Annotated in this window: 1 protein-coding gene; it reads left to right on the top strand. The window is 74.9% G+C overall.

All coding sequences use genetic code 11. The annotated features are described in order from the left end of the window. The first annotated feature begins 19 nt into the window (after window positions 1-19). The gene (locus tag ACFVHO_RS24830; protein ID WP_385718562.1) at window positions 20-12,955 is read left to right on the top strand and encodes an SDR family NAD(P)-dependent oxidoreductase; all 12,936 of its coding nucleotides are present in this window, start codon (window positions 20-22) and stop codon (window positions 12,953-12,955) included. The last annotated feature ends 45 nt before the right edge of the window (window positions 12,956-13,000 follow it).

The following is a 13,000-nucleotide window of genomic DNA, read 5'->3' as shown; positions in this document are numbered from 1 at the left end:
GCGAACAGGTGAGTTTCCGATGGCGGACCAGCAAAAGCTCCTCGACTACCTCAAGCGGGTGACCGCCGACCTCCACGAGACGCGCCAGCGGCTGCGCGACGCCGAGGCGGAGGAGCCCGAGCCCATCGCCATCGTCGGAATGAGCTGCCGCTACCCCGGCGACGTCAGCAGCCCGGAGGACCTGTGGCGGCTCGTGGCCGAGGGACGCGACGCGCTCTCCGCCTTCCCCACCGACCGGGGCTGGGACGTCGAAGCCCTCGGCGGCCGCACCGAGGAAGAGGCCACGGCCGACCCCGAACGCCCCGGGCGCGGCGGCGGCTTCGTCTACGACGCCGGTGACTTCGACGCCGCCTTCTTCGGGATCTCGCCCCGCGAGGCCATGGCCATGGACCCGCAGCAGCGCCTCCTCCTGGAGGCCGTGTGGGAGACCTTCGAGCGGGCCGCCATCCCGCCGACCTCGCTGCGCGGCAGCCGCACCGGCGTCTTCGTCGGCGCGACCGCGCAGGGCTACGGCCCCGCCCTCATGGCGTCGCCCGACAACGTCGACGGCTACCTGCTCACCGGTGACGTCTCCAGCGTCATCTCCGGCCGCGTGTCGTACGTCTTCGGCCTCGAAGGCCCGGCCGTCACCGTCGACACGGCCTGCTCGTCCTCGCTGGTCGCCCTGCACCTCGCGGCCCAGGCCCTGCGCCAGGGCGAGTGCGACCTCGCCGTCGCCGGTGGCGTCGCCGTCATGGTCACCTCCGGCGCGTTCGCGGAGTTCAGCCGCCAGGGCGGCCTCGCCTCCGACGGCCGCTGCAAGCCCTTCGCCGAGGCGGCCGACGGCACCGGCTGGGGCGAGGGCGTCGGCGTCCTCGCCCTGGAGCGCCTCTCCGACGCGCGCCGCAACGGCCACCAGGTGCTCGCCGTCGTGCGTGGTTCCGCCGTGAACCAGGACGGCGCGTCCAACGGCCTGACCGCCCCCAACGGCCCCTCCCAGCAGCGCGTCATCCGCCAGGCCCTCGCGGTCGCCCGCCTCGCCACCGACGACATCGACGCCGTCGAGGGCCACGGCACCGGCACGGTCCTCGGCGACCCGATCGAGGCCCAGGCCCTCCTCGCCACGTACGGCCAGGACCGGCCCGCCGACCGGCCGCTGCTCCTCGGCTCCGTGAAGTCCAACATCGGCCACACCCAGGCCGCTTCGGGCGTCGCCGGAGTCATCAAGATGGTCATGGCGATGCGCCACGGCGTCCTGCCCGAGAACCTGCACACGGACCGCCCCAGCACCCACGTCGACTGGACGGCGGGCGCCGTCGAACTCCTCGACCGGGCCCGCGACTGGCCCGAGGCCGGACGCCCGCGCCGCGCCGGCGTCTCGTCCTTCGGCGTGAGCGGCACGAACGCCCACGTCATCGTCGAGCAGGCCCCCACGGACGAAGCCGCGCCCACCGAGTCGGAGCCGACGGCCCCCGTGATGCCCCCGGCCGCCGCCCCGTGGCTGGTCTCGGGCCGCAGCGCCCAGGCCCTGCGCGCCCAGGCCGCCCGGATACGCGACCACGTCACCGCCGACGAGAACCTCCGGCCCGTCGACGTGGGCTGGTCCCTCCTGTCGGGCCGCTCCGCCCTCGAACACCGCGCCGTGCTCTTCGGCCAGGACCGGGACGCCTTCCTGTCCGGCCTGGACACGGTCGCCTCCGGCGACGACGGTCCGGGCGTGGTCTCGGGCTCGGTCGCCGAGGGCCGCCTCGGGGTCGTCTTCACCGGCCAGGGCAGCCAGCGCATCGGCATGGGACGGGAGTTGTACGACGCGTTCCCCGTGTTCGCCGACGCGCTGGACGAGGTCTGCGGCCACCTGGACGGGCTGCTGGAGCGTCCGCTGAAGGACGTCATGTTCGGCACGGACGCCGAGCTTCTTGAGCAGACCGGCTATGCGCAGCCCGCGCTGTTCGCGGTCGAGGTGGCGTTGTTCCGGCTGGCCGAGTCCTTCCGGGTGCGGCCGGAGATCGTGGGCGGGCACTCGATCGGTGAGCTGGCTGCCGCGTATGTGGCCGGGCTGTGGTCGCTGGAGGACGCGGCTCAACTGGTCGCCGCGCGTGGCCGGTTGATGCAGTCGCTGCCCGAGGGTGGCGCGATGCTGGCCGTGCAGGCCGCTGAGGCCGACGTGCTGCCGCTCCTGGAGGGATCGGAGGACCGTGCGGGTGTGGCGGCCGTGAACGGCCCCGCCCAGGTGGTGCTCTCCGGTGACCGCACGGTCCTGGAAGGTCTGGAGGAGAAGCTGCGGGGCGAGGGCCGCAAGGTCCGCTGGCTGAAGGTGTCGCATGCCTTCCACTCGCCCCTCATGGACCCCGTCCTGGACGACTTCCGCAAGGTCGCCGAGAAGCTGACGTACCAGGACACCACCCTGCCGGTCGTCTCCAACGTCACCGGGCGCCTCGCCACCGCGAGCGAGCTGAAGGACCCCGGCTACTGGGTCCGTCACATCCGCGAGGCCGTGCGCTTCCACGACGGAGTCGGCGCGCTCACCGGCTTCGGCGTGGCGACCCTCCTCGAGCTGGGCCCCGACTCGGTCCTGACGGCCATGGCGCACGACACCCTCGCCGAGACGGACGCCCAGGTCGGCCTGATCGGCGCCCTGCGCAAGGACCGCCCCGAGCCGGACACCTTCCTCACCGCCCTCGCCAAGGCGCACGTGCGCGGAGCCGACGTCGACTGGACGCCGCTGTACGCCCCCGTGGAGTCCCGCGACCGCGTCGACCTGCCCACGTACGCCTTCCAGCACGAGCGCTACTGGCCGCGTCCCGCCGTCGGCGGCCCCGGAGACGTGCACGCGACCGGACTGAGCCCGGCGGAGCACCCCCTGTTCGGCGCCGCCGTCGCGCTCGCCGACATGGACGGCTACCTCTTCACGGGCCGGCTCTCCCTGACGACCCACCCGTGGCTCGCGGGCCACGCCCTCGGCGGCACGGTCCTGCTGCCCGCCACGGCCTTCGTCGAACTCGCCCTGCACGCCGGGCAGCGCGTCGGCTGCGCGCACCTGGAGGAGCTGACCCTGCAGGCGCCCCTGGTCCTGCCCCAGCGGGGCGGAGTGCAGGTGCAGCTCGCCGTGGGCGCCGCCGACGCCTTCGGGCGCCGCCCCGTGAACCTCTACTCGCGCCCCCAGCAGGTCACCTCGGACGAGCTGTGGTCCGACGAGCCCTGGCAGCGCCACGCCACCGGCACGCTCACCCCCGCCCCGGCCACCCGACCCGCCGACGCCGACCTCACCCAGTGGCCCCCGGCCGACGCCGAACGGGCCGACACCGACGCCCTCTACGACAGCCTCGCCGCCGCCGGATTCAGCTACGGCTCGGCGTTCCAGGGGCTCAGGTCGGTGTGGAAGCGCGGCGACGAACTCTTCGCCGAGGTCGCGCTGCCCGAGGACGACCAGGACGAGGCCGCCGCGTACGGCCTGCACCCGGCGCTCCTCGACGCCGCCCTGCACCCGCTGGGCCTCGGCACCTTCGTGTCCGACACCGAGCAGGGCCGCATGCCCTTCTCCTGGACCGGTGTGACGCTGCACGCCACGGGCGCGTCCGCGCTGCGCGTACGCCTCACCGCCGCCGGGACCGACGGCGTGGCCCTCGTCGTCGCCGACGCCTCCGGCGAACCGGTGGCCGCCGTGGACTCCCTCGTCCTGCGGCCCCTCGCGGTGCCCGACGCGGGCACCGAACAGGGCGGCCGCCACGACTCGCTGTACCGCGTCGACTGGAGCGTGGCGCCCGCCCCGGCATCCGTGGCGGGCGGTACCTGTGCCGTCCTGGGCACGGACGAGCCGGGGCTGCGCGCGGCCCTGGAACGCGCCGGTGCGACCGTCACCGCGTACGCGGACGTGGCCGCGCTCGCGGCGGCCGTCGACAGCGGTGCCGCCGTCTCGGAGTCCGTCTTCGTCGCCTGCGTCACGGCCCCCGACCGCGCGCCGGGCGTCGCCGCGAACGTGCGTGCCTCCCTCAACGACGCCTTGCGCGCCGTGGGGGAGTGGCTGGCCTTCGAGCGCGGCGACGAGTCCCGTCTGGTCGTGGTGACCTCCGGCGCCGTGGGTGTGGGCTCCGGTGACGTCGTGGCCGCGGCGGGCCTGGCCGACGCCCCGGTATGGGGTCTGATGCGGTCGGCGCAGTCGGAGAACCCGGGGCGTCTCGTCCTGGTGGACGTCGACGGTGGTGAGCAGGCCCTTGAGCTGCTCCCGGGCGTGCTCGGTCTGGACGAGCCGCAGGTGGCGGTGCGCGGGAACGTGGTGTGGGTGCCGCGTCTCGTGCGGGCCGGTGGTGGCGCGCTGCCGGTTCCGGCGGGCGACGCCTGGCAGTTGGGCGTCACCGGCCGGGGCACGCTGGAGAACCTGGCGCTCCTTCCGGTGGCCGACGACGCCGAGGTGTCCGGCGGCCGGGCCCTGGAGGCCGGAGAGGTCCGGGTCGAGGTCCGTGCGGCGGGCGTCAACTTCCGTGACCCGCTGATCGCGTTGGGCATGTACCCGGGCGACGCGGTGATGGGCACCGAAGGCGCCGGAGTCGTCGTCGAGGTCGGCTCCGGCGTGACGGACCTGGCCGTCGGCGACCGCGTCCTGGGCCTGCTCGAGGGCGGCTTCGGGCCGCTGGCGGTCGCCGACGCGCGGATGCTGGCACGCATGCCGCAGGGCTGGTCGTTCGCGCAGGCCGCGTCGGTGCCGACGGTGTTCCTCACGGCGTACTACGCGCTGCGGGACCTCGCCGGGCTCGAAGCGGGCGAGTCGGTCCTCGTGCACGCGGCCGCCGGTGGTGTCGGCATGGCCGCGGTGCAGCTCGCCCGGCACTTCGGCGCCGAGGTGCACGCGACGGCGAGCACCGGCAAGTGGGACGTGCTGCGGGGTCTTGGCCTCGACGACTCCCGCATCGCCTCCTCCCGGACCCTCGACTTCGAGACGTCGGTCCTCGCGGAGACCGAGGGCCGGGGCGTGGACGTGGTCCTGAATTCCCTCGCGCGGGAGTTCGTGGACGCGTCGCTGCGGTTGCTGCCGCGTGGCGGCCGGTTCGTGGAGATGGGCAAGACCGATCTCCGCGACCCGCACACCGTCGCCGAGGACCACTCCGGAGTCACGTACCAGAGCTTCGACCTGATCGACGCGGGCCACGACCGCATCAAGGAGATGCTGGCGGAGGTTCTGGCGCTGTTCGAGCGGGGTGTGTTGTCGCCGTTGCCGGTGATGGCGTGGGATGTGCGGCGGGCGCCGGAGGCGTTCCGTTATCTGTCTCAGGCGCGGCATGTGGGCAAGGTTGTGCTGACGTTGCCGCCTGTTTTTGAGGCGCGGGGCACGGTGTTGGTGACTGGTGCGCTGGGTGGTCTGGGGCGGGTTGTGGCCCGGCATCTGGCGGAGCGGCACGGGGTGCGGGACCTGCTGTTGGTGTCGCGTCGGGGTGAGGATGCTCCGGGTGCGGGTGAAGTGCGTGCCGAGCTGGAGGAGTTGGGCGCTTCGGTCACGATCGCGGCGTGTGACGTCGCGGACCGTGCGGCGCTGGCCGGGCTGATCGACTCGGTACGTGACGAGCTCGGCGCGGTCGTGCATGTGGCGGGCGTGGTCGACGACGGTGTGCTCACCTCTCTGACGGCGGAGCGGTTGGACACGGTGCTGCGTCCGAAGGTGGACGCGGCGGTCAATCTGCATGAGTTGACGGCGGGTCTGGACCTGTCGGCGTTCGTGCTGTTCTCGTCGGCGGCCGGTGTGCTGGGCAGTGCCGGGCAGGCCAATTACGCGGCCGCGAATGCGTTCCTGGACGCGCTGGCTCAGTACCGGCGTGCTCAGGGTCTGCCCGCGACGTCTCTGGCGTGGGGTCTGTGGGCGGACCAGGGTGGCATGGCGGGTGCGTTGGCGGACGAGGACATCGACCGGATGAACCGGGCCGGGGTCGCCGCCCTGTCGGCCGAGGAGGGCCTGGCTCTCCTCGACGCTTCCCTCGCGCAGCCCGACGGCGCCCTCGTCCCGATGAAGCTCGACACCGACGTCCTGCGTCAGCAGTTCGGCGCGGACGTGCCCCCGCTGTTCCGGAGCCTCATCCGCGCCCAGGTCCGCAAGGCCGTCACCGCGCAAGCGGGCGGCCCGGCGGCCGACGGCCAGGAGTCCCTGGCCGAGCGCCTGGCCGGGATCGCCCCGGAGGACCGTGAACAGTTCCTCGTCGACGTCGTACGCGCCAACGTGGCCGCCGTCCTCGGCTACCCGTCGCCCGAGTCCGTCGACGCGGCCAAGGCGTTCAAGGAGCTCGGCTTCGACTCGCTGACGTCCGTCGAGCTCCGCAACCGCCTCGGCGGCGCCACCGCCCTGCGGCTGCCCGCCAGCCTCGTCTTCGACTACCCCACACCCGTCGCCCTCGCCGCCCACCTGCGCACGGAACTGCTCGGCTCGCTCCCCGAGTCCGCCGCCCCGGGCGCGGCCCCCGCGGGCCGACCGGAAGCCCCGCAGGACGCGGCCGACGAGCCCATCGCCATCGTCGCGATGAGCTGCCGCTACCCCGGCGGCGTACGCTCCCCCGAAGACCTGTGGCGGCTGGTCGCCGAGGGTGCGGACGGCCTGTCCGGGTTCCCCGTCAACCGCGGCTGGGACGTCGCCGCCCCCGCGGGCCTCGACGGCTCGGGCACGGACGGCGACGACGGCCTGACGTACGTCACGACCGGCGCCTTCCTGCACGACGCCGACGAGTTCGACCCGGACTTCTTCGGCATCAACCACCGCGAGGCCCTGGCCATGGACCCGCAGCAGCGGCTCCTCCTGGAGACCTCCTGGGAAGCCGTCGAACGCGCGGGCATCGTCCCGTCGTCGGTGCGCGCCAGCGACACCGGCGTCTTCGTCGGCCTGTCGACCCAGGGGTACTCGACCACCCTCAACGGCGCCGAAGGCGTCGAGGGCTACGTCATGACCGGCGACGCGGCGAGCGTCGCCTCCGGCCGCCTCTCGTACTCCTTCGGCTTCGAGGGCCCCGCCGTCACCGTCGACACGGCCTGCTCCTCCTCGCTCGTGGCGCTGCACCTCGCCGTGCAGGCGCTGCGCCAGGGCGAGTGCGCGATGGCGCTCGCGGGCGGCGCGGCGGTCATGCCGACGCCCACCTCGTTCGCGGAGTTCAGCCGCCAGCGCGGGCTGGCCCCCGACGGCCGCTGCAAGTCCTTCGCCGCGGGCGCGGACGGCACCGGCTGGGGCGAGGGCGTGGGCATGCTCGTCCTTGAACGCCTGTCCGACGCCCGCCGCAACGGCCACCAGGTCCTCGCGGTGGTACGTGGTTCGGCGATCAACCAGGACGGCGCGAGCAACGGCCTGACCGCTCCCAACGGTCCGTCGCAGCAGCGCGTCATCCGTGCCGCCCTCGCCAACGCCCGCCTCACGCCCGCCGACGTCGACGCCGTCGAGGCCCACGGCACCGGCACGACGCTGGGTGACCCCATCGAGGCCCAGGCCCTCATCGCCACCTACGGCAAGGACCACCCCGAGGACCGGCCGCTGTGGCTGGGCTCGCTGAAGTCCAACATCGCCCACACGCAGGCCGCCGCCGGTGTCGGCGGCGTCATCAAGACGGTCATGGCGATGCGCCACGGCACCCTGCCGAAGACGCTGTACGTGGACGCCCCGACCCCCGAGGTCGACTGGTCCGGCGCGGGCGTCGAGCTGCTGACCGAGGCCCGCGACTGGCCCGGACGGGAGGACGGCGCGCCCCGCCGCGCGGGCGTGTCCTCGTTCGGCATCAGCGGCACGAACGCCCACGTCATCCTGGAGCAGGCCCCCGAGGACCCCGAGGGCGCCGAGGAAACCGCCGCCGGGACCACGGGGACCGACGGCTCCACCGGCACCACAGGTTCCACCGGCACCCCCGAGCTGTCCCGGCCCGCCGTCATCCCCCTCGCCCTCTCCGCCAAGACCCCCGAGTCGCTCCCGGGCCAGGCCGCCCGGCTGCGGGAACACCTCCTCGCCCACGCCGACCTCGAACTCGCCGACGTGGCCTGGTCGCTGGCCACGGCGCGGTCCCGGTTCGACCACCGGGGCGTCGTCCTCGGCCAGAACCGCGACGAGCTGCTCGCCGGGCTGGAGGAGCTGGCGCAGGGCGACACCACCGCGCGGAACGTGGTCGCGGGCCGCGCGCAGGGCGGCACGGTCCGCCCCGTGTTCGTGTTCCCCGGCCAGGGCTCGCAGTGGGCGGGCATGGCCCGTGAACTCCTCGACTCCAGCCCGGTGTTCGCCGACCGCATGCGGGAGTGCGGTGACGCACTCTCCGAGTTCGTCGACTGGGACCTGTTCGACGAGCTGAGCGGCGACAACTTCGACCGGGTGGACGTGGTCCAGCCGGTCCTGTTCGCCGTGATGGTGTCCCTGGCCGCGACCTGGCAGGCGGCCGGTGTCGAGCCCGCCGCCGTGGTCGGGCACAGCCAGGGCGAGATCGCCGCCGCGTGCGTCGCGGGCGCCCTCGGCCTGCGCGACGCCGCCCGCGTCGTCGCCCTGCGCAGCCAGGCCATCCGCGAGCTGTCCGGCAAGGGCGGCATGGTCTCCCTCGTCCTGCCGCAGGACGAGGCCGGGACGCTCCTGGAAGCCTGGGACGGCCGCATCGAGATCGCCGCCGTCAACGGTCCCTCCCAAGTCGTCGTCTCCGGAGACCCCGAAGCCCTCCAGGAGCTGATCGCCGAGTGCGCCGCGCGGGAACTGCGCGCCCGCGCCATCCCCGTCGACTACGCCTCCCACTCCTCGTACGTGGAACAGATCGAGGCCCGCATCGCCGAGGCCCTCGCCGAGATCGCGCCGGGCACCGCCCGGACCCCGCTGTACTCGACCCTCACCGGCACCTGGCTGGACGCCGAAACGCCGATGGACGCGGGCTACTGGTACCGCAACCTGCGCCACACCGTCCTCTTCGAGCAGGCCACCCGCGGCCTGCTCGCCGAAGGACACGGGCTGTTCCTGGAGATGAGCCCGCACCCGGTCCTCACCGTCCCGGTGCAGGAGACCATCGACGCCACCCCGCACACCGGCGCGGTCGCGCTCGGCTCCCTGCGCCGCGACGAGGGCGGCCCCGGCCGGCTGTACACCGCCCTCGCCGAAGCACACGTCCACGGCGCCGAACTCGACTGGCGGGCCCTCCTGCCCGGCGGGCGCACCGTCGTCGACCTGCCCACCTACGCCTTCCAGCGGCAGCGCTTCTGGCCCGCGCCCGCCGCCGCGGGCACCGGCGACGTCACCGCCGTCGGCATCGAGTCCGCAGGACACCCGCTGCTCGGCGCCAGCGTGGAACTCGCCGACGCCGACCAGTACCTGCTCACCGGGCGGCTCACCCGCCGCACCCACCCCTGGCTCGCGGACCACGCGGTGGGGGACACCGTGCTGCTGCCCGGCACCGCATACGTCGAGATGGCGCTGCGCGCCGGGGACGAGGTCCGCTGCGGCCTCGTCGAGGAGCTGACCCTCCAGGCGCCGCTCGTCGTCGCCGAGGACGACACCGTCACGCTCCAGGTGTGGGTCGGCGCCCCCGACACCGCGGGCCGCCGCCCGCTCACCGTGTCCTCGCGGACCCAGGGCGCCACCGACGCCCCGTGGACGCGGCACGCCACCGGCACCCTCGCCGACACGTCGGCCGCGCCCGCGCACCCGCAGGACGACGGCGCGCTGGCCGTGTGGCCGCCCGAGGGCGCCGAAGCGGTCGCCGTCGACGGGTTCTACGAGCGGCTCGCCGAGGGCGGACTCGGCTACGGCCCGGTGTTCCAGGGACTGCGCGCCGCCTGGCGGGACCCCGCGGGCGACGCCGTCTACGCCGAGGTCCACCTGCCCGAGGAGGCGCACCGGGACGCCCGCGCGTTCGGCGTGCACCCGGCGCTCCTCGACGCCGCCCTGCACACCGTCGCCCTCGCGCCCTTCGCGGAGACCGACGGGGTGCGGCTGCCCTTCGCCTGGAGCGGCGTCACCCTCGCCGCCCAGGGCGCCACCGTCCTGCGGGTCCGGGTGCGCCCCGACGGCACCGGGGGAGTGGCGCTCCTGTTCGCCGACGACACCGGCGCCCCGGTCGCCCGCGCCGACTCCCTCGAACTGCGCCCCGTCGCCCCCGAGCAACTGCGCGTGGCCTCCGGCGCCGGACACCGCGACGCCCTCTTCCACGTCGAGTGGACGCCCCTGCCCACGGGCACGGCCGACGTGACCGGCACGACCTGGGCGACGGTCGGCCCCGACCCGCTGCGGGCCGGCGCCGAACTCACGGCGTCCGGGGCTCAGGCGGCGGCGTACGAGGACGTCGACGCGCTGTACGCGGCCCTCGACGAAGGCGCCGACACGCCGGACACGCTGCTCGTCTCCTTCACGGACGGGACGCGCGCCGAGGGGCCGGGCGGGACGGTGGACTCCTCGACGGACTCCTCGGCCGCCGCAGGCACCGCCGAGCGTGCCCGTGCCGCCCTGGGCCGGGCCCTCGCCCTGCTCCAGAGCTGGCAGACCGACGCGCGCCTGTCCGGCACCCGGCTCGTCCTGGTGACACAGGGCGCGGTCGCCGCCGACGGCGGCGACGTACCGGACCTGGCACACGCCCCGCTGTGGGGCCTGGCACGCTCGGCCCAGTCCGAGCAGGCGGGCGGCCCGGACGGGGCGGGATGCGTGCTGTTCGACCTGGACGCGGTCCACGGCGCCGAGGGCGACGCGGACCGGGCCGACAAGCCCTCCGACGCCGCCTTGCTTCTCGCCGGACTGGCGCTGGACGAACCGCAGTTGGCGGCACGGGGAGGGATGCTCCTTGCGCCCAGGCTCGTGCCTGCCACGGCGCCGGTCACGGCTGCCGACACCGACGCCGCCAAGACCGACGCCACCGTCACCGACACCACCGAGCCCGTCACATCCCGCACCCCCGACCCCCACGGCACCGTCCTGATCACCGGCGCCACCGGCACCCTGGGCGCCCTGGTAGCCCGGCACCTGGTGACCGAGCACGGCGCCCGGCACCTGCTCCTCACCGGGCGCAGGGGCCCCGACGCGCCCGGCGCCGCCGAGCTGGTCGCCGAGCTCGAAGGGCTCGGCGCCGAGGCCCGTGTGGTCGCCTGCGACGTCGCCGACCGGGATGCGCTGGCCGCCGTGCTCGCCGCGGTCCCGGCGGCGCACCCGCTGACCGCCGTCGTGCACACGGCCGGAGTCCTCGACGACGCCCTCGTGGGGTCCCTGACGCCCGAGCGCCTGGACACGGTCCTGCGGCCCAAGCTGGACGCGGCCCTCAACCTCGCGGAGCTGACGGCAGGTCAGGACCTCGCGGAGTTCGTCCTGTTCTCCTCGGCGGCCGCCACCTTCGGCAGCCCCGGCCAGGGCAACTACGCGGCGGCCAACGCCTTCCTCGACGCCTTCGCGCACCACCTGCGGGCCCGGGGCGTACCCGCCACGGCGCTCGCCTGGGGCCTGTGGGCCGAGAGCAGCGAGATGACCGGCCACCTCGACGAGGCCCGCCGCACCCGCATCTCGCGCGGTGGTGTGCTGCCGCTGTCGTCACGCGAGGGCGTCGAACTCTTCGACACTGCCCGCTCGTTCGGGGCGCCGCTGCTGCTGCCCGTACGCCTCGACACGGCGGCCCTGCGGGCGGGCGCACGCCAGGGCGACGCCGTGCCGCCGCTGCTGCGGCGCCTGGTGCGAGCCCAGGCCCGAAGGGCCGCCGCCGGGGCCGCGGCGTCCGAGGCGGAGGCCTTCGCGCGCCGTCTGGCCGCCGCGTCCGCCGACGAGCGGGCGAAGCTGCTCATCGCCCTGGTGCGGGACCAGGCGGCGGCCGTGCTCGGGCACGCCTCCGCCGACCGCGTCGAGGACGAACGGGGCTTCCTGGAGCTGGGCTTCGACTCCCTCACCGGCGTCGAACTGCGCAACCGCCTCATGGCCGCGACCGGCCTGCGGCTCCCGGCGACCCTGGTCTTCCAGAACCGCACGCCGAGGGCGCTCGCCGACCGCCTCGCCGCCGACCTGGACCAGGCCGTGCCCGCGGGCCAGGACACGACGGCCCCGCGCGAGCGGACCGCCGGACAGGACCGGCACACCCGGACGGCCCCGGCCGCCGGGCAGCCCGCGCGGACACCGCGGGCCGCCGCCGCGCCGCAGGCCACCGAGGCCCCGCTGCCCGTCGCGGCGCCCAGGCCCGCGACCGGTCTCGCCGAGCTGTACGACGAGGCCGCGCGGCAGGGCCGGGCCGACGACCTGATCCCGCTGCTCCGGACCATGGCGCAGTTCCGCGCCTCGTTCACGGGCGAGGCCGAACTCGACGCGCCGCGCGCCCCGTTCACGCTGGCACGCGGCGAGGAGCCGGTCGGAGTGGTCCTGTTCACGTCGTACGTCGGCCGCTCCAGCGCCTACGACTACGCCCGCTTCGGCGCGTACTTCCGGGACCGGCGCGACGTCAGCGTCATCACCCACCCCGGCTTCCTGGAGGGCGAGTTGCTGCCCGCCGACAAGGATGCCCTGGTGCGGCTGCACGCCGACACCGTGCAGCGGCACACCGGCGGGAAGCCGTACGTCCTCGCCGGGCACTCCTCCGGCGGGCTCGTCGCGCACGCCGTGGCGCGGGAGCTGGAGGAGCGCGGCGCCGGACCCGCGGGCGTCGTCCTCGTGGACACGTACGTCGAGGAGAAGGCGCTCGGCGACATGGCCGCCGCGATGGGCAAGCAGCTCAGCGACCGCTACGACTCCGCGCCGGACGCCGAAGGAACGGCCGCCGCCGTGGACACCGACGGCGACGACTGGGGCGACGCCTGGGTCACCGCCATGGCCCGCTACATGTTCCTCGGCCTGCTGCCCGACGCCATCGAGGCGCCGACGCTCCTGGTCCGGGCGAGCGAGCCCCTCATGGAGTGGACGCGGGAGTACGACTGGCGGCCGTCCTGGAAGCTGGAGCACACCGCGGTGGACGTGCCCGGCACGCACTTCACGGTGATGGAGGAGCACTCGCACACCACGGCGCGCGCCGTCGAGGAGTGGCTGGACCGGCTCTGACACAGCGGCACGACGGCCCCGCCCCCGCACTCCGGGGGCGGGGCC

The organism is Streptomyces sp. NPDC127108, assembly GCF_042677545.1.
Taxonomy (GTDB): domain Bacteria; phylum Actinomycetota; class Actinomycetes; order Streptomycetales; family Streptomycetaceae; genus Streptomyces.
Note: the sequence above shows the minus strand (reverse complement) of the source record. Positions and strands in the feature narration are given on the sequence as shown.